The 17,917-nt window shown below is 67.4% G+C and carries 20 protein-coding genes and 2 tRNA genes; 18 read left to right on the forward strand and 4 right to left on the reverse strand.

Features of this window, described 5'->3' with window-relative positions; translation table 11 throughout:
* Positions 1–40: 40 nt before the first annotated feature.
* The 6 genes from hisF to ilvC all read left to right on the forward strand — a co-directional run bounded on the left by hisF (position 41) and on the right by ilvC (position 5,446).
* Positions 41–802, forward strand: coding sequence for an imidazole glycerol phosphate synthase subunit HisF (hisF, locus tag ACZK4S_RS07340; RefSeq protein WP_463643862.1), 762 nt, complete (start codon positions 41–43; stop codon positions 800–802).
* A gap of 18 nt (positions 803–820) precedes the next feature.
* Positions 821–1,213 (forward strand): HIT family protein, encoded by a 393-nt coding sequence (locus tag ACZK4S_RS07345; protein WP_076058446.1) that lies wholly within the window; start codon positions 821–823, stop codon positions 1,211–1,213.
* A gap of 159 nt (positions 1,214–1,372) precedes the next feature.
* Positions 1,373–1,858, forward strand: coding sequence for a hypothetical protein (locus tag ACZK4S_RS07350; RefSeq protein ID WP_076058447.1), 486 nt, complete (start codon positions 1,373–1,375; stop codon positions 1,856–1,858).
* 269 nt (positions 1,859–2,127) lie between these two features.
* A complete protein-coding gene (locus ACZK4S_RS07355; RefSeq protein ID WP_463643863.1) occupies positions 2,128–3,870 on the forward strand; it encodes an acetolactate synthase large subunit in 1,743 nt (580 codons plus the stop codon).
* Positions 3,867–4,373 (forward strand): acetolactate synthase small subunit, encoded by a 507-nt coding sequence (gene ilvN, locus ACZK4S_RS07360; protein WP_076058449.1) that lies wholly within the window; start codon positions 3,867–3,869, stop codon positions 4,371–4,373. The genes ACZK4S_RS07355 and ilvN overlap by 4 nt, the downstream gene beginning before the upstream one ends.
* 44 nt (positions 4,374–4,417) lie before the next feature.
* Positions 4,418–5,446, forward strand: coding sequence for a ketol-acid reductoisomerase (ilvC, locus tag ACZK4S_RS07365; RefSeq protein ID WP_076058450.1), 1,029 nt, complete (start codon positions 4,418–4,420; stop codon positions 5,444–5,446).
* 58 nt (positions 5,447–5,504) lie between these two features.
* Here the strand turns inward: ilvC and ACZK4S_RS07370 are convergent, their stop codons facing one another.
* Positions 5,505–5,990 (reverse strand): hypothetical protein, encoded by a 486-nt coding sequence (locus tag ACZK4S_RS07370; RefSeq protein WP_198928172.1) that lies wholly within the window; start codon positions 5,988–5,990, stop codon positions 5,505–5,507.
* Positions 5,991–6,099: 109 nt separating this feature from the next.
* Between ACZK4S_RS07370 and mgtE the strand changes: the two genes are divergently transcribed.
* Entirely contained in the window at positions 6,100–7,461 is a 1,362-nt protein-coding gene (mgtE, locus tag ACZK4S_RS07375; RefSeq protein WP_459397832.1) for a magnesium transporter, read from the forward strand.
* 61 nt (positions 7,462–7,522) lie between these two features.
* On the opposite strand, the gene ACZK4S_RS07380 is transcribed toward mgtE, so the two are convergent.
* Positions 7,523–8,575, reverse strand: coding sequence for a 3-isopropylmalate dehydrogenase (locus ACZK4S_RS07380; RefSeq protein ID WP_076058454.1), 1,053 nt, complete (start codon positions 8,573–8,575; stop codon positions 7,523–7,525).
* A gap of 130 nt (positions 8,576–8,705) precedes the next feature.
* Here ACZK4S_RS07380 and cimA point away from each other — a divergent pair, with 130 nt between their 5' ends.
* From cimA to ACZK4S_RS07405, 5 genes are all read left to right on the forward strand, one after another.
* Entirely contained in the window at positions 8,706–10,286 is a 1,581-nt protein-coding gene (cimA, locus tag ACZK4S_RS07385) for a citramalate synthase (RefSeq protein WP_076058456.1), read from the forward strand.
* 31 nt (positions 10,287–10,317) lie between these two features.
* The gene (locus ACZK4S_RS07390) at positions 10,318–11,121 is read left to right on the forward strand and encodes a fumarylacetoacetate hydrolase family protein (protein WP_463643864.1); all 804 of its coding nucleotides are present in this window, start codon (positions 10,318–10,320) and stop codon (positions 11,119–11,121) included.
* Complete coding sequence (locus tag ACZK4S_RS07395) at positions 11,118–12,053, forward strand: CPBP family intramembrane glutamic endopeptidase (RefSeq protein WP_143570838.1); 936 nt, start codon at positions 11,118–11,120, stop codon at positions 12,051–12,053. The genes ACZK4S_RS07390 and ACZK4S_RS07395 overlap by 4 nt, the downstream gene beginning before the upstream one ends.
* 79 nt (positions 12,054–12,132) lie before the next feature.
* Positions 12,133–12,204: transfer RNA gene (locus ACZK4S_RS07400), tRNA-Gln, on the forward strand.
* A 56-nt stretch (positions 12,205–12,260) separates the two neighbouring features.
* Positions 12,261–12,336, forward strand: a tRNA-Glu gene (locus ACZK4S_RS07405).
* A gap of 70 nt (positions 12,337–12,406) precedes the next feature.
* Here ACZK4S_RS07405 and ACZK4S_RS07410 read toward each other — a convergent pair.
* On the reverse strand, positions 12,407–12,793 hold the full coding sequence (locus ACZK4S_RS07410) for a DUF4870 domain-containing protein (protein ID WP_182763541.1): 387 nt from the start codon (positions 12,791–12,793) through the stop codon (positions 12,407–12,409).
* 118 nt (positions 12,794–12,911) lie between these two features.
* On the opposite strand from ACZK4S_RS07410, the gene ACZK4S_RS07415 reads away from it, so the two are divergent.
* Complete coding sequence (locus tag ACZK4S_RS07415) at positions 12,912–13,205, forward strand: antibiotic biosynthesis monooxygenase (RefSeq protein ID WP_076058464.1); 294 nt, start codon at positions 12,912–12,914, stop codon at positions 13,203–13,205.
* Between the two features lie 51 nt (positions 13,206–13,256).
* Here the strand turns inward: ACZK4S_RS07415 and ACZK4S_RS07420 are convergent, their stop codons facing one another.
* Positions 13,257–13,982, reverse strand: coding sequence for an IclR family transcriptional regulator (locus ACZK4S_RS07420; RefSeq protein WP_459397830.1), 726 nt, complete (start codon positions 13,980–13,982; stop codon positions 13,257–13,259).
* 115 nt (positions 13,983–14,097) lie between these two features.
* Between ACZK4S_RS07420 and leuC the strand changes: the two genes are divergently transcribed.
* The 5 genes from leuC to ACZK4S_RS07445 all read left to right on the forward strand — a co-directional run bounded on the left by leuC (position 14,098) and on the right by ACZK4S_RS07445 (position 17,879).
* Complete coding sequence (gene leuC, locus ACZK4S_RS07425) at positions 14,098–15,504, forward strand: 3-isopropylmalate dehydratase large subunit (RefSeq protein ID WP_076058468.1); 1,407 nt, start codon at positions 14,098–14,100, stop codon at positions 15,502–15,504.
* Positions 15,505–15,507: 3 nt separating this feature from the next.
* The gene (gene leuD, locus ACZK4S_RS07430; protein WP_463643865.1) at positions 15,508–16,113 is read left to right on the forward strand and encodes a 3-isopropylmalate dehydratase small subunit; all 606 of its coding nucleotides are present in this window, start codon (positions 15,508–15,510) and stop codon (positions 16,111–16,113) included.
* A gap of 172 nt (positions 16,114–16,285) precedes the next feature.
* Entirely contained in the window at positions 16,286–16,756 is a 471-nt protein-coding gene (locus ACZK4S_RS07435) for a DoxX family protein (protein ID WP_463643866.1), read from the forward strand.
* 236 nt (positions 16,757–16,992) lie between these two features.
* Positions 16,993–17,607, forward strand: a complete 615-nt coding sequence (locus ACZK4S_RS07440; protein ID WP_076059425.1) for a sigma-70 family RNA polymerase sigma factor — start codon at positions 16,993–16,995, stop codon at positions 17,605–17,607.
* Positions 17,607–17,879, forward strand: a complete 273-nt coding sequence (locus ACZK4S_RS07445; protein ID WP_076058476.1) for a zf-HC2 domain-containing protein — start codon at positions 17,607–17,609, stop codon at positions 17,877–17,879. The genes ACZK4S_RS07440 and ACZK4S_RS07445 overlap by 1 nt, the downstream gene beginning before the upstream one ends.
* Positions 17,880–17,917: the final 38 nt, after the last annotated feature.

Raw genomic sequence — 17,917 nt, forward strand, 5'->3', positions numbered from 1 at the left:
AGTGAGCGTGCGTCCATCGAGAGACCAGTAGGATTCCCCCGTGTCAGTAGCCCTGCGTGTCATTCCCTGCCTCGACGTTCACGACGGACGCGTGGTCAAGGGGGTCAACTTCCAGAACCTCCGCGACGCGGGCGACCCCGTCGAACTGGCTGCGAAGTATTCCGCGCAGGGGGCGGACGAACTCACCTTCCTGGACATCTCCGCCTCTGTCGAGGGCCGGGCGACCACCCGTGAGATGGTCGCCCGCTGCGCCGAGACGGTGTTCATCCCGCTGACGGTGGGCGGGGGAGTGCGCTCGGTCGCCGACGTCGACGCGTTGTTGCGCTCAGGTGCCGACAAGGTGGGCATCAACACCGGTGCGCTGGCCCGCCCCGGGGTGATCGACGAGATCGCCAAAACCTTCGGCAACCAGGTGCTCGTGCTCTCAGTGGACGCCCGCCGCGAAGAGGGGATGCCGTCGGGCTACGGGGTCACCACCCACGGGGGGAAGAAGTCGGCGGGGGTCGACGCGCTGGCGTGGGCCAGGGAGGCCTGCAACCGCGGCGTGGGAGAGATCCTGCTCAACTCGATGGACGCCGACGGCACCACGGACGGTTTCGACCTCGAGATGTTGCGCGCCGTGCGAGAGACCGTCGACGTGCCCCTCATCGCCTCCGGAGGGGCGGGCACGGTGCAGCATTTCGTCGACGCAGCCCGTGCCGGCGCCGACGCGGTGCTCGCGGCGAGCGTGTTCCACTACGGTGCCCTCACCGTCGACCAAGTAAAGGCCGGCCTCCGCGAGGCCGGGCTCGAAGTCCGCTGACAACCGAAGGAGCTCTTCATGGACTGCCTGTTCTGCAAGATCATCAACGGCGACATCCCCTCGAAGAAGATCTATGAGGACGACGTGGCCTTCGCGTTCCTCGACATCTCACCCTGGCAGAAGGGTCACAGCCTCGTGGTGCCCAAGCGGCACACCGTCGACATCCTGGAGGACGACGACGTGCTCGCGGAGATCGGGCACGCCGTGGCTCGGGTCGGTCGGCTCCTCAAGGAGCGCCTGGGGGCGGACGGTTTCAACGTGCTCGCCAACGTCGGGGGCGTGTCGGGCCAGGAGGTGTTCCACACCCATGTGCACGTGATCCCGCGCTATGCCGACAACCCCGGAATCGGTAACATGCGGGGCGTGATCGACGTTGATCTGGACGATGTCCACTCGGCACTGAAGCCTTAAGTGACCCCGATTAGGACAGGCTAACCACAGGGGTGCATACTACCAATTGTCGTAAATACCGAACCCCCGTAAGGTAACGGCCGGAGCCCTCTCTCCAGTGGGTCCCGAGACACAGTCCCAGGGTGCAAGCGCACCCAGACAGATAGAAAGAGGGCTTCCATGAAGGCCACCAAAATTGTCGGCATCCTGTCGATCATCGCCGGCGTTGTCCTCATCGTCGCCGGCGCCGTCACCTGGACCCAGGTGTCGTCGCAGCTCAAGGCTGAGAACATCACCGTGCCGGGCGATTCGACGTTCATGAACGGCGCCTACGCGGGCAAGGAAGTCACCGGCCCGCTGAGCGCGTTCGCCCAGGCAGACACGATCAACATGCACGCCCTGGCCGGCTCCGAGGGCAAGACCTACGCCGAGCTCGGCTCGCTCGCCCGTGAGGCCGAGGCCGCCGGCGACACCGCCGCCGCTGAGGAGTTCAACAAGCAGCGCAACACCGTCATGAACGGTTCCTTCCTCCGTGCCTCGCTGTTCACCTCGGTCGTCGCCTTCGGCGTCGCCGCCCTGGTGATCGGTCTCGGCATCCTGTTCGCCCTCATCGGTTGGGCACTCACCACCATCCGCCCGTCGGTGGTTGGCCGCGTCGAGGCGTGATTACGCACCTCTGAACGCTCGTGAGACGGCGGGCCGGGTTTTCCCGGCCCGCCGTCCCACATTTCGGAACATGTAGCTGTGTCGCTTGACAGTGACGCCGCCAAACGCGAGGGTTGACCCATGCCCAACGCAAGCTGGCTCGTAATTGACTTCTAGCGCTTACCGATCTCAGATCTGAAGCGCTCCCTCGTGTGCCCCAGTGGGCAGCGGGGGTTTTTTCTTGGAAGACGAAGTACTCACGAGCCACTGCACATGAGAAGGGAGAGGCAATGGCGCAGACAGACGGTCAGCTCATGACGGGGGCCCAGGCTCTCGTTGAGTCACTCGAACGAATGGGTGTCGATGTAGCTTTCGGTATTCCCGGCGGCGCCATTCTGCCTGCGTACGACCCGCTCTACGACTCCAAGATCCGCCACATCCTGGTGCGGCACGAGCAGGGCGCCGGCCACGCGGCCGAGGGCTACGCGATGTCGTCCGGCCGCGTCGGCGTCTGCATCGCGACGTCCGGACCTGGCGCCACGAACCTCGTGACCCCCATCGCCAACGCGTACATGGATTCGACGCCGATCGTGGCGATCACCGGACAGGTCAACAGCCACTCCATCGGCACCGACGCCTTCCAGGAAGCTGACATCCGCGGCATCACGATGCCGATCACGAAGCACAGCTACCTCGTCAAGGAGGTCGGCGGGATCCCGCGCGCGATACAGGAGGCCTTCCACATCGCCGCCACGGGCCGTCCGGGCCCGGTGCTCGTCGACATCGCCAAGGACGCGCTGACCAACTCGGCGCCGTTCATCTGGCCGGAGACGCTCGACCTGCCCGGCTACAAGCCGACGATCCGTCCGCATTCGCGGCAGATCCGGGCGGCGGCGAAGATGATCTCCGAGGCCAAGCGCCCCGTGCTCTACATCGGTGGCGGCGTCACCCTTTCCCGGGCGCACGAGCAACTGGCCGAGTTCGTCGAGAAGACCCGCATCCCCGTGGTGACCACGTTGATGGCGCGCGGTGCGTTGCCGGATTCGCACGAACTCAACATGGGGATGCCCGGCATGCACGGCACCGTCGCAGCCGTGGGCGCGCTGCAGAAGGCCGATCTCCTCATCGCGCTGGGGACCCGGTTCGACGACCGCGTCACCGGCAAGCTGGACAGCTTCGCCATAGGGGCCAAGATCATCCACGCAGACGTGGACCCGGCAGAGATCGGCAAGAACAAGCCGGTTGACATCCCGATCGTGGGCGACGTCAAGCAGACGCTCGTCCAGCTCAACGAGGCCATCGAGGCCTATGAGATGCCCCAGATCGACGCGTGGCGCCGTCAGCTGGGCACGATGAAGGCGCGGTACCAGCCGCGGTGGGATGCCGCTCCTGACGGGCAGCTCTCCCCGCAGGAGGTCATCCAACGCATCGGCCAGCTGAGCCCCGCAGACAGCATCTACGCTGTCGGCGTCGGCCAGCACCAGATGTGGGCAGCGCACTTCCTGCCGCACGAGAAGCCGAACTCGTGGCTCAACTCCGGCGGCGCCGGCACCATGGGCTTCTGTGTCCCTGCGGCGATGGGAGCCAAAGTCGCCAACCCGGACACCACGGTGTGGGGGATCGACGGCGACGGCTGCTTCCAGATGACCAACCAGGAACTCGTCACCTGCGCGCTCAACAACATCCCGATCAAGATCGCGATCATCAACAACCACGCCCTCGGCATGGTGCGCCAGTGGCAGTCCCTTTTCTACGAGGGCCGCTACTCCAACACCGACCTGATGACCGAGTCGCTACCCAATTTCCCGATGCTCGCGGAATCGATGGGCTGCGTCGGGCTGCGCGCCACCAACGAGGTGGAGGCGGAGGCCGCCATCCAGCAGGCGCTGGAGATCAACGACCGCCCCGTGGTCATCGAATTCGTCGTGCACAAGGACGCCATGGTCTGGCCGATGGTGCCCGCCGGTGTCAGCAACGATGAGATCCGCGTCGCCCGCGACATGGCTCCCGAGTGGGAAGAGGAAGTCCTGTGAAGACCCAGACCCTGTCCATCCTGGTCGACAACCGTCCCGGCGTCCTGACGCGCGTCGCCGCGTTGTTCTCGCGCCGTGGCTTCAACATCCAGTCCCTGGCCGTCGGTCCCACCGAGTCCGAGGACCTGTCGCGCATGACCGTCGTGGCGCAGGTCGACGACGAGGCCGCGCTCGAGCAGATCGTCAAGCAGCTCAACAAGCTGATCGAGGTGCGCAAGGTGCTCGAACTCAGTGTCTCGGCGGTGCGTCGCGAGATGATGCTGGTGAAGGTGCGCGCAGACGTGAACACCCGCAGCCAGGTCATCGACGTGGTCAGCCTGTTCCGCGGCAAGGCAGTGGACGTGTCGGCTGAATCGATCACGGTCGAGGCCACCGGCAGCGACGAGAAGCTCGCCGCACTGCTGGAGATGCTGACTCCGCACGGCATCATCGAGCTGGTCCAGTCGGGCCAGGTCGCGCTGGGCCGCGGTGCTAAGACGCTCTCGCAGAGCAAAGCCAAGTAACCAATAGACTCACCCCCACATCGCTACATCAGAGAAGGATTCCCATGGCAGAGATGTTCTACGACAAAGACGCCGACCTGTCGATCATCCAGGGTCGTCACGTCGCCGTCATCGGCTACGGCTCGCAGGGCCACGCGCACGCCCTTTCGCTGCGTGACTCCGGCGTCGACGTGCGGGTCGGCCTGCGCGAAGGCTCGCCGTCGCGTGCGAAGGCGGAGGCCGAGGGCCTGCGCGTCGTGTCCGTGGCCGAGGCTGTCGAAGAGGCTGACCTCATCATGATCCTGGCGCCGGACCAGGCGCAGCGCACCCTCTACAAGGAGGAGATCGAGCCGCACCTCGCCGAGGGCGACGCGCTGTTCTTCGCGCACGGCTTCAACATCCGCTACGGCTACATCACGCCGCCGCAGGGCGTCGACGTGTGCATGGTGGCTCCCAAGGGCCCCGGGCACCTCGTGCGTCGCGAATACGCGGACGGCCGTGGCGTGCCCGCGATCATCGCCGTGGAGAAGGACGAGTCCGGCAAGGCCTGGGAGCTCGCGCTGAGCTACGCCAAGGGGATCGGCTCGCTGCGCGCCGGCGGCATCAAGACCACCTTCACCGAGGAGACCGAGACTGATCTGTTCGGCGAGCAGGCCGTGCTGTGCGGCGGCGCGTCGGCGCTGGTGCAGGCCGGCTTCGAGGTGCTGACCGAGGCCGGCTACCAGCCTGAGGTCGCCTACTTCGAGTGCCTCCACGAGCTGAAGCTCATCGTCGACCTCATGTACGAGGGCGGCATTGCCAAGCAGCGTTGGAGCGTCTCCGACACCGCCGAGTACGGCGACTACGTGTCGGGCCCCCGCGTCATCGACGAGCGCGTCAAGGAGAACATGAAGGGCGTCCTCGCGGACATCCAGAACGGCAACTTCGCCAAGCGCTTCATCGACGACCAGGACGCCGGCGCGCCGGAGTTCAAGGAACTGCGCGCCAAGGGCGAGGCGCACCCCATCGAGGCCACCGGCCGTGAGCTGCGCAAGCTCATGAGCTGGGTCGCCTCGGACGATGCCGACTACACCGAAGGCACCGCCGCCCGCTGATCAGGGCCGGCCTGAGAGGGCCCCCAGTGACCGCACCGGTCACTGGGGGCCTTTCGTCTCACCCGGGCTGGTCGTCGCGTTCGAGCAACTTGGGGGCCTGCTTCAGCCAGAGCTCCTCGAGCTCGCTCTCGTTTTGCCGGGCCCGGGAGAAGAGATCGGTGAGCTGCCGACGGTCGAGGCGGGTGTCGTCGAGCTGCAGCAGGATCTGCCACATCCTGGACTGTGCGTGCACGGCGTCCAGCAACGCCTCGAGCTCGACCAAATCTGAGAGCGGGGAGCGGCGCACCACCTCGCGGTTCAGCTTCAGCCGGCTCGCTTTCTCGGCCATCTTCGCGACGAAGTCCTTCGCGCTGTTCGGCTGCGCTCCGAAGCGCTCCATGATCTGCTGCAGTTCCTCGTGCGCCGCCTCGATGTCGACGGCGATGCGGGCGACGGCGTCGCGCACGCTCTGCTCGCCGTGGCCCTCCGCGACGCGGTGAAAGGCGTCGACGCCGGCGGCGGCTCCGCCGTGGTGGTCCCGAAGATAGGTCTTGATGTAGGTCATGGTCACAACCTTCCTGTGGGTCATCACGCTCGACGCTACCCGTTTGTCGCCACAGCCCGTGACAGATGCCCGGCTAGACTTCGGTCGGTTACCAAGGGTGAGGGGTGAGATGGCGCGCGACGATGGGACGGCGACCCAGGACTACGCCCGGGAACTGACGAAGCTGATCGACGAGATGCGGTTGCCTGAGGCCGCCAGGTTGCTGGGCGAGCAGCCGGACCACGTCATCGCCGGTGAACTGGCCCGGCTCGACGACGTGCCGATGGCCATCGCGTTCCGCCTGCTCCCCAAGGACACGGGCATCGAGGTGTTCGAGGAGCTCGAGCCGTTCGACCAACAGCGGCTGCTCGAGTCGCTGCGTGATGAGGCCTTCCAGGAGGTTGTCGAGGGGATGGACCCGGACGACCGCGCCCGGATGCTGAATGAGGCCCCGGCCAAGGTCGTGCGGCGCGTCCTGGGCGGTCTGAGCCCCACTGAGCGCGCCATGACCGCCACCCTGCTCGGATACCCCAAGGGCTCCGTCGGACGCGTGATGACGCCCGAGGTGCTCACAGTGCCGGCCGGGGCGACGGCGGGGGAGGCGCTCCTGACCGTGCAGCGGAAGGGGCCGCAGGCGGAGAACGTCTACACCCTGGCCGCAGTGGACGCGACGCGTCATCTCGTGGGCGTCCTGGAGCTCGGAACGCTGGTGCTTTCTGCGCCCGGGACCCGCGTGGGGGAACTGCTGGACCCGGACGCCGTCGTCGTGCCGGCCACCGAGAGCGCTGAGGACGCCTCGCGGTTGATGCGCGAGACCAACGCCTACAACATGCTGGTGGTCGACAGCGAGGGTCGCCTGGTAGGCATGCTGTCGCTCGACGACGCCATCGAGGTCATCGAGGAGGCTGACAACGAGGACACGGCCCTCCAGTCCGGCTCGGTGCCGTGGGCCGGCCACTACATGGCTGTCGGAGTGTTCCGGCTGGCCCGCTACCGGGCGCTGTGGCTGTCGCTGTTGCTGGTGGCCGCGACGCTGACGGTCTCGGTGACCCAGGCCTTCGAGGCGACGCTGGAGCAGGTGGCCGCCCTCGCGTTGTTCATCCCCATGCTGATCGGTGCCGGCGGCAACGCCGGGGCCCAGGCCGCGACCGCCTCCGTGCGGGCGTTGGCCATCGGCGAGTTGAGGTTCCGCGACCTGCCCACTGTCGCCTGGCGCGAGTTGCGCGTGGGCCTGTTGCTGGGCCTGATGCTGGCGATCCTCGGGCTCGTGGTCGGCACCTTCTTCGTCGGCCCCGGCATCGCACTGGTGGTGGCCATCTCGCTCGTGCTCATCTGTGCGTGGGCGGCCACGATCGGCGGCGCCATGCCTCTGCTGGCACGGAAGATGGGGATCGACCCGGCCGTGGTGTCGGCGCCGCTGGTCACGACGCTGGTGGATGCCACGGGCCTGGTCATCTACTTCCTGATCGCCAAGGCAGTCCTCGGCGTGTGATCCGCGGTGGGCGTGACCCCGGCGGCGGTGCCGGGGTCACGGGTTCCTGCGTTGTGCCTGGTCAGGCGAGCTTTGCCGCGATCCGGTCGCCGATCTCGGTGGTCGAGAACTTCTCCGCGCCGCGGGCCTCGATGTCTGCGGTTACGGCGTCGTCGATCTTCTGCGCCAGTTCCGGCCTGCCCAGGTGGTCGAGCAGCAGCGCCATCGACGAGATGGCCGCCGTCGGGTCCGCGATGCCCTTGCCGGCGATGTCGGGGGCGGAGCCGTGCACGGGCTCGAACATCGACGGGAATTCGCCCGTGGGGTTGATGTTGGCCGAGGCCGCCAGCCCGATGCCGCCGGTGACCGCAGCGGCGAGGTCCGTGACGATGTCGCCGAAGAGGTTGTCGGTGACGATGACGTCGAACTGCGCGGGGTCCACGACCATGGCGATCATCGCCGCGTCGATGTGCAGGTACTTCGTCTCGACGTCCGGGAACTCCCGGCCGACCTCGGTGAAGACGCGGTTCCAGAGGCTGCCGGCGTTGACCAGCACGTTGTGCTTGTGCAGCAGCGTGAGGTGGCCACGACGCGCCTGCGCGCGACGGTAGGCGTCACGCACGACCCGCTCCACGCCGTAGGCGGTGTTGACGGAGACCTCGGTGGCCAGCTCCTGCGGGGTGCCGGTGCGGACGGAGCCGCCGTTGCCGCAGTAGAGGCCCTCGGTGCCTTCGCGCACCACGACGAAGTCGACGGTGCGGCCCTCGACGATGTGCGGGGCCAGGGGAGTGGGGACGCCCGGGTAGAGCTTGGAGGGGCGGAGGTTGACGGCGTGGTCGAAGGCGAAGCGCAGCTTCAGCAGCAGGCCGCGCTCGAGGAGGCCGCTGGGGATGGCCTTCGAACCGGGGGCGGCGCCAACGGCGCCGAGCACGATGGCATCGACGGATTTCAGTTCTTCGAGGACGGAGTCCGGCAGCACCTCGCCGGTGCGCTGCCAGCGCTCGGCGCCCAGGTCGTAGTCGACGAACTCGAAAGTGTCCGGTCCGGCCGCGGCGGTCAGCGCCTTGAGCGCCTCCGTGGTCACCTCGGGGCCGATACCGTCTCCGCCGATTACGGCGATCTTGGCTGAAGTCATGGCGGAAACCCTACGCGAGGCGTCTCCGGTGGCGGTGCGCGTCTCAGGTGTCCGTCCACTGGCTGAGACGTCCGGGCAGGCGCTGGACAGCGTATTGTTCCCCCAGATTCCCCAACCGACTGGAGAGACCATGCCGACCGTGCCGGTGCAGCCCGCCGAGTTCCACGTCTTCGACACCTCCCTGCGCGACGGAGCGCAGCAGGAGGGCATGCACCTGTCCGTCAACGACAAGTTGAAGATCGCGGGTTACCTTGACGAACTGGGGGTGCACTTCATCGAGGGCGGTTGGCCGGGAGCCAACCCCAACGACACGGAGTTCTTCCGGCGCGCCGCCACGGAACTCGACCTGCAGCGCTCCCGGCTGGTCGCCTTCGGTGCCACCCGCAAGGCCGGCGCCACCGCCTCTGAGGACGCGCTGACGAAGGCCCTCGTCGACGCCGGCACTGATTACATCTGCATCGTGGCCAAGTCGCATGACGAGCACGTCTTCCGTGCGCTGCGCACCACACTCGAGGAGAACCTCGAGATGGTCCGCGACACCGTCGAGTACCTCTGCAGCCAGGGCAAGCGTGTCTTCGTCGACTGCGAGCACTTCTTCGACGGTTACCGCGCCAATCCCGAGTACGCGCTCCAGGTGGTGCGCACCGCCCACGAGGCCGGCGCCGACGTCGTGGTCCTGTGCGACACCAACGGCGGCATGCTGCCCAGCTGGATGGCCGAAACCGTTAAGGCTGCCGCGTCGACCGGCGCGAACCTGGGCATCCACTGCCACAACGACACGGCCTGCGCCGTCGCCAACACCATGGCTGCCGTCGAGGCGGGCGTGATGCACGTGCAGGGCACGTTCAACGGTTACGGGGAGCGCACCGGCAACGCGGATCTCTCCGCCGTCATCCCCAACCTCCAACTCAAGTACGGCTGGGACGTGCTGCCGGCCGAGAACCTGGCGGAACTCACCCGGGTCGCGCACGCCATCGCGCTGGTGGCGCATCAGCCGCTGGTGGGTCGCCAGCCCTACGTCGGTCAGTCGTCGTTCGCGCACAAGGCTGGTCTCCACGCCTCGGCCATCAAGGTGGACGAGAACCTCTATCAGCACATCGACCCCAGCCTGGTGGGCAACGACATGCGCATGCTGGTCTCGGACATGGCTGGCCGCGCCAACATCCAGATCAAGGGTGAGCAGCTCGGCTTCGACCTGAACGACCGCGAACTGGCTGCGCGGGTCACGGAGCGCGTCAAGAAGCGCGAGGCCGAGGGCTACTCCTATGAGTCGGCCGACGCCAGCTTCGAGATGCTGCTGCGCGACGAACTCGGCATCCTCGAACTGCCGTTCCAGGTACAGAGCTGGCGCGTCTTCACCGAGGAGCGCGCCGGCGAGGACCTCTCCGAGGCCACCGTGAAGCTCACCGCCAACGGCGGCCGTTTCATGGTCGTCGGCGAGGGCAACGGGCCGGTCAACGCCCTGGACCACGCATTGCGCTCGGCGCTGCACTCGACGTTCCCGCAGGTGGCCCAGTTCGAGCTCACGGACTACCGCGTCCGCATCCTCGACGAGGGCCACGGCACCGACGCCACCGTCCGCACCCTGATCGACACGGCGTACAACGGCTACGCATGGACGACGGTGGGCGTGGGCACCAACGTCATCGAGGCCTCGTGGGAGGCGCTGCGCGACGCGCTGGCCTACGGACTCATGACCTACGCGGAGTAGCGCCGCGCCGGGGTCCACTACTCTGTGCCTCATGCGCATCGCACGTTTCGCCACCGCCGGACAGGATCCCGCCTACGGGGTCATCGAACTCGCTGTCGACGGGGGTGACCACCCCGGCACCATCGCCACGCTGACCGGAGATCCGCTCGCCGGCGTCCCCGTCAACTACACGGGGGAGCGGCACGAGCTCGACGACGTGCGGCTGCTGTCGCCGGTCATCCCGCGCTCCAAGGTGGTCGGCGTCGGGAAGAACTACGCGGACCACGCCAAGGAGATGGGCGGGGAGGTGCCGCCGGCGCCGCTGCTGTTCCTGAAGCCGAACACCTCGGTGATCGGACCCAACGAATCGATCATCCGGCCCGCCGGGGTGGAGTCGCTGCATTTCGAGGGCGAGCTCGCCCTCGTGATCGGCCGGATCTGCAAGCAGGTGCCCGTCGAGCGGGTGCCCGAGGTGATCTTCGGGTACACCATCGCCAATGACGTCACCGCGCGTGACTGGCAGGCTTCGGACGGCCAGTGGGCCCGCGCCAAGGGTGCGGACACATTCCTCCCCCTGGGGCCGTGGATGAACACGCATCTCACCCTCGACGAGGCAGGCCACCTGCCCATCGAGACCCGGCTGGGCGAGGAGGTACGCCAGAGCGGCAACACCTCCCAGATGGTGCGCGGCATCGCTGAGCTGGTGAGCTACATCTCGCAGTCCATCACCCTGCTCCCGGGTGATCTCATCCTCACCGGCACCCCCGCCGGAGTGGGTGAGATGCAGCCCGGCGACGAGGTGCACGTCAGCATCGACGGCCTCGGCACGCTCAGCAACCCCGTCGTCGACGCGTGAGCCAGCCCCCCACGCCGCTCGCGCTCTTCCATCCCGGGGAGGCGGTGGACCCGCCGCCGGGGATGCCGTACCCGAGGGTGCTGCCCAAGGTCCCGTTCCTGGGCATGACCGTGACCCTCGGGATTCTGCTGGGCTTCTCGGCCTACGCGCTGCTGATCCCGCTGGCGAACCAGGCCTTCCTGGGCCTCGGGTTCCTGGTGCGCGGGGGCGGCAACTGGTCGGCCTATGTGGCGGATGCGGTCAGTTACCGGCTCCCCGACGGCCCCGTGGCGGGGCAGTTGGCGCTCGCTCTGCTCATCCCCATCTCGTTGCTGCTGATGCGGTACGTGCACGGCGTGAAACCCCGCTGGCTCGCCTCCGTCCAGCCGGGGATGCGCTGGCGCTACCTGCTGATGACGCTGGTGGTGGCCGCCGTGCTCCTCAACGCCGTCGTGTGGGCGCAGTGGGCGCTCGGGCAGTTGCCCCCGTTCGCCGAGGGGCAGCCGGGGTGGCAGGGTTTCCTGCTGCTGATCGTGCTCTCTTCGCCGTTACAGGCGGCCGCTGAGGAGTTCTTCTTCCGGGGCTACCTGCTGCAGGCCATCGGCTCGGCGACGGGTCGCGCCTGGGTGGGCGTCCTCGGCTCAGCGCTGCTGTTCGCGCTCATGCACGGGCTGCAGAACCCGGCGCTGTTCGCGCACCGCCTGGTGTTCGGTCTGGTGGCCGGTTCGCTCGTGCTGGTGACCGGGGGCCTCGAGGCCGCCATCGGGGCGCACATCGTGAACAACATCCTGAGCTATGTCTACGCGCTCTTCAGCATCGGGCTCGAGGAACTGCGGGCCACCACGGGCATCACGTGGGCGGAGGCCGGCTGGAACATCCTGGCGTTCGTGCTCTTCGGGCTCGCGGCCTGGTGGCTGGCCCGGCGCCTCAATCTCGCGACCACCACGCCTTGAACCGGCGCGCGCACTGAATTTGTGGAGCTGGCTGAGGGTGGTGTAGTGTTTCTTCTCGTGCTCGGGTAGCCGAGTAACTAGGGGTATGGGGTAATTGGCAGCCCGACGGTTTCTGGTTCCGTTAGTCTAGGTTCGAGTCCTGGTACCCCTGCGGATGGCGATTAGCCATCCAGCAGGAGAGAGTGTTAAGCTCTCCCACGCGTTAGGGGCCCCGTTGTGTAGCGGCCTAGCACGTCGCCCTCTCAAGGCGGTAGCGCGGGTTCGAATCCCGTCGGGGCTACCAAGCGAGCAGCCTGGTCAACATCTGTTGACCAGGCTGCTTTTTTGTGTGCCCAGGGCCGGGCGACGGGCGGTCAGCTGAGGATGCGGACGGACGCCGGGTAGTCGTAGGGACGGCCGTCGGAGGCGCGGACCGCTCCGTGGATGTGGCACCAGAGCGTCATGATGCCGGCGATCGCCCAGAGTACGATCGACACCGGGATCAGGACCACCGTGAACAGGCAGACCCAGGCGATGGCGTTCATCAGCCAGGCCCAGATGTTGAAGTTGAACGAACCGGCGGCCGCACGGCGGACGTAGCCGCTGCGGTCCTTGTAGAGGAACCAGACGATCAGGGGCCCGGCGAAGCTCAGCCAGCCGGCGCTGAGCACCATGGCGATGATCGCGGAGAGGTGGGCGAGGACCGCCATGGAGCGTTCGTCGCTCCGCGCGGCCGGGGCGTCGGAATAGTGGTAGGTCATGTTTCAAGGGTAGGGAGGCAGCGGCGCCGAGGGTATCCGGATCAGCCCGGACCGGACCCTACCGGGGTGCCCGGGTCCCGGCCTCCCGAGCCACCCCGGGGGAGCTATGTTGATGCCCATGTACGTCTTCCAGGTAGTCGTGACCATCCATCCAGAAGCCGAGGAGGAGTTCGCCGCCGTGACGGTGGCCAACAGCGCCGCATCACTCCAGGAACCGGGCTGCCTCCGGTTCGACGTGCTCCAGCACGACGACGACCCCACGAGGTTCACACTCGCCGAGGCCTACGTCGATGAGGGTGCGCTGGACGCCCACAAGCAGACCGACCACTACAGGGCGTGGGCCGAGGTGACCAACCGGGTACAGACCGAACCGCGCGTCAAGCAGGTCTTCAGGGCATTGGCCGGCCTTTAGGCGACAAGAAAACATCCCCCGGCGGTGTGCCGGGGGATGTTTCTGGTTGTCTCATTCGGGGGCGCCGCTCCTACGGAGAACCTCGCTCAGGCGCTCGGCCGCCGCCAGCACCGCAGGCGCGTGGAGACGACCGGGGGAGCGGGTCAGCCGCTCGATGGGCCCGGAGACCGACACTGCCGCGATGAGTTTGCCGGACGGTGCCAGCACCGGGGCAGAGACGGACGCGACGCCGGCCTCGCGCTCCGCCACAGACTGGGACCAGCCACGACGGCGCACGGTCTGCAGCGTGGCCATGGTGAACGACGCCGCGTCGAGCAGCTTGTCCAGCTTGTCCGGCTCTTCCCAGGCCAGCAGCACCTGGGCGGCAGAGCCGGCGGACATCGACAACTGCGCGCCGACGGGGACGGTGTCGCGCAGACCGGTGGGGCGTTCCACTGAGGCCACGCACACGCGCACGTCGCCCTGGCGGCGGAACAACTGGACGGATTCGCCCGTGATGTCGCGGAGGCGCTGCAGGATGGGACCGGCCGTGGCCAGGAGGGGGTCTTCGCCGGCGGACTCGGCGAGCTCGATCAGGCGGGGGCCCAGCACGAAGCGGCCCTGGAGGTCGCGCCCCACGAACCGGTGATGTTCCAGTGCCACCGCGAGGCGGTGGGCGGTCGGTCGGGCCAGTCCGGTAGCCGTGACCAGGCCCGCGAGGGTGAGGGGGTTGCGCTCGAGAGCGGCCAGCACGAGGCTCGCTTTGTCGAGTACTCCAACGCCAGATGTGTCGTCCATATGGTGAGATTATCAATCCACATGCTGGACAAGCAAACGGGGAGGTTGCGGCAATTCCTGCATACTTACGGGGAGTTCACACACGAACGATCCAATGTTTGCGAAGCGAGGAGCCATGGGTAAGACCCTGAGCGAAAAGGTATGGGACGCACACGTCGTCCGCGCCGCCGAGGGAGAGCCGGACCTGCTCTACATTGACCTCCATCTCGTCCACGAGGTGACCAGCCCCCAGGCCTTCGAGGGCCTGCGCCTCGCCGGCCGTCCCGTCCGTCGCCCGGACCTCACGCTCGCGACCGAGGACCACAACACCCCCACCCTGAACATCCTTGCGCCGATCGCTGATCCGGTCTCGCGCAAGCAGGTGGACACCCTGCGCGAGAACGCGGCGGCCTTCGGGATCCGCATCCACTCGCTGGGCGACAAGGACCAGGGCGTCGTGCACATCATCGGCCCCCAGTTGGGTGTCACCCAGCCGGGCATGACGATCGTCTGCGGCGACTCGCACACCTCCACGCACGGCGCCTTCGGCGCCCTCGCGTTCGGTATCGGCACCTCCGAGGTCGAGCACGTGCTCGCCACGCAGACGCTGAACCAGGCCAAGCCCAAGACCATGGCCGTCAACATCAACGGCGAACTGCCTGACGGCGTCACCGCCAAGGACGTCGTCCTGGCGCTGATCGCCAAGGTCGGCACCGGCGGCGGCCAGGGCCACATCGTCGAGTACCGCGGCTCCACCATCGAGAACCTCTCGATGGAAGGCCGGATGACGATCTGCAACATGTCCATCGAGTGGGGAGCCAAGGCCGGCATGATGGCGCCGGACGAGACCACGTTCGCCTACCTGAAGGGTCGCCCGCACGCGCCCGAGGGCGAGGAGTGGGACGCCGCCGTCGAGTACTGGAAGACCCTCCGCACCGACGACGACGCCACGTTCGACGTCGAGGTGGACATCGACGCCACGCAGCTGACCCCGTTCGTCACCTGGGGCACCAACCCGGGGCATGGCGTCCCGCTGGGCGGCGTCGTGCCGGCCCCCGAGGACTTCGAGTCCGAGGTCGAGCAGGCCACCGCCAAGCGCGCCCTCGAATACATGGACCTGGTGCCCGGCACCCCCATGCGCGACATCACCGTCGACACCGTCTTCCTGGGCTCCTGCACGAACGGCCGCATCGAGGACCTGCGCCTCGCCGCCTCCGTGCTGCAGGGTCAGCACATCGCCGAAGGCGTCCGCATGCTGGTCGTGCCGGGCTCGGCGCGCGTCCGCATCCAGGCCGAGACCGAGGGCCTGCACCAGGTCTTCCTCGACTTCGGCGCCGAGTGGCGCGCCGCCGGCTGCTCGATGTGCCTCGGCATGAACCCGGACCAGCTCGCCCCGGGGGAGCGCGCCGCGTCCACCTCGAACCGCAACTTCGAAGGACGCCAGGGCAAGGGTGGGCGCACCCACCTCGTGTCGCCGGCCGTCGCTGCCGCCACCGCCATCGTCGGCCACCTGGCCGCCCCTGCAGACCTGATTGGAGCCTGACCAATGGAACCCTTCAAGAGCCACACCGGCATCGCCGTTCCGCTGCAGCGCTCGAACGTCGACACCGACCAGATCATCCCTGCGGTGTACCTCAAGCGCATCACCCGCACCGGTTTCGAGGACGGCCTGTTCTCCGCATGGCGCAACGATCCGGAGTTCGTCCTGAACAAGGAGCCGTTCACCTCCGGCACCATCCTGATCCCCGGCCCCGACTTCGGCACCGGCTCCTCGCGTGAACACGCTGTGTGGGCCCTGCAGAACTACGGCTTCCGCGTGGTCATCGGTACCCGGTTCGGCGACATCTTCCGCTCGAACTCCGGCAAGGCCGGCCTGCTCGTGGCGCTCGTCTCCGACGCGGACCGCGACGTGCTGTGGGCCGCCATCGAGGCGGACCCCAACGTCGAGACGACGGTGGACCTCGAGTCGCAGACGATCGTGCGCGGTGACCTCACCGTGAAGTTCGACATCGACGAGTACACGAAGCACCGTCTGCTCAACGGCCTCGACGACATCTCGTTGACACTGCAGGACGCGGACACCATCTCGGCCTACGAGGCGACCCGTCCGTCGTTCAAGCCGAAGACCCTCCCGGTGCGCACCGCCGGCTGAGTTCGCACCACTCCTCGCACGAAGGGGGCCTGCCCGGGGGCAGGCCCCCTTCTGCTGTCCCCCGGGATCGGTGACCCAGGTTGTGGAAGTTTCAACCAATCTGTAGAGTTGAAAACTCAACCAGGTGGGTCGACCGATGCCGCCTCCACGTCTGAAACCAGGAGTTTCTCTCATGAAGAGCCTCATCGCCTTCCCCGCCGCGGCCCGGAATGTCGCCCTGCTCATCGCCCGCGTCATCCTCGGCACGGTGCTCATCGCGCACGGCGTCCAGAAGTTCAGCGAGTGGACCCTTGCCGGCACCGGCGCCGCGTTCGCGCAGATGGGCGTCCCCGCCCCGCAACTGTCGGCCACCGTCGCGGCGTTCATTGAGCTCGTGGGCGGCATCCTGCTGCTCGTGGGTGCCTTCTCTGCGATCGCCGGCCTCATCGTCGCCCTCGAGATGGCCGGCGCCGCCGTCATCGTGCACCTGTCCGGCGGGGTGTTCGTCGCCGCCAACGGTTGGGAACTCGTCGGCGTGATCGCCGCGGCCGCGCTCGCGGTCGGCGTCGCCGGTGCCGGTCGCTACTCCGTCGATGCGATGATCCTCGGCCGTTCGGCCGGTGTCGCTGCTGAGACGCGGGAGATGCAGCCCGCCGGCAACTGATCCGCCACGCAGAGACGCCCCGGCCCGTCAGGGACCGGGGCGTCTCTGTCTTCCGTGCCGTTGCAGGGGAGGCGGCAACAGGTGCCCGTGGTACAAAGTCCTTCCGTGGGAATAACTCGCCGATGCGCAGCGTTACACAGCACATGACCACGATGCCAGCCATGACGCGCACCGCCACCGCGTTGCCGGTGGGCTCAGTGCGGGCCATCGTGCTTCTCGCGCTATTCTCTGTCGTGATGGACAAGGAACTTCTCGATGCGTCAACTGACGCCGAACTCGACGACGCGGCCGCCGCGGCGTTCGAGGAGGAAGCGCTGAGCCATCTCGACCGCCTCTACGCCGCGGCGCTGCGCATGACGCGCAACCCGGCAGACGCCGAGGATGTCGTCCAGGACGCCTACGCGCGGGCATTCGCCTCGCGGCACACGTTCCAGCCCGGTACCAACCTCAAGGCCTGGCTGTACCGCATCCTCACCAACACCTACATCAACGCCTACCGCAAGGCGCAGCGTTCCCCGCAGACCAGCGGCGATGAGGACGTCACGGACTGGCAGCTAGCCCGCGCCGCCTCACACGACTCCACCGGCCTGCGCAGCGCAGAGATGGAAGCGCTCGACCAGACGCCGGATGCAGCCGTCGCCAACGCGATTGCGGCACTCCCGGAGAACTTCCGCATGGCAGTTCTCCTCGCAGATGTCGAAGGGTTCTCCTACAAGGAGATCGCGGAGATCATGGACACCCCGCTGGGCACCGTGATGAGCAGATTGAACCGCGGCCGCGCCCAACTGCGCGAGCTGCTCGCCGACTACGCCCTCGAGCGGGGCATCGGCCGGAAGGCGGGGGGTCGGTGATGAGTGAAAGCGACATGTTCTCCCATGCGCACGACGAGATGGACGAATGCGTCCAGGCCCTCGCCAGGGTGCACGCGTTCCTGCACAACGAGCTCCTCGACGCCGACGCGGACATGATCCGTCACCACCTCCACGCCTGTGAACGATGTATGGAGAACTTCGAAATCGAATCCACCATCACCGAGATGATCCAGCGCAGCCTGCCGCAGAAGACGGCACCGTCGACGTTGACGGCCCGCATCCAGACCATGCGCATCTCCCGGACCGGCTGAGGACCAGCCGAAAGGTCAGAGAAACAACAAGCCCCCGC

Source organism: Tessaracoccus zhenghani (genome assembly GCF_055326325.1).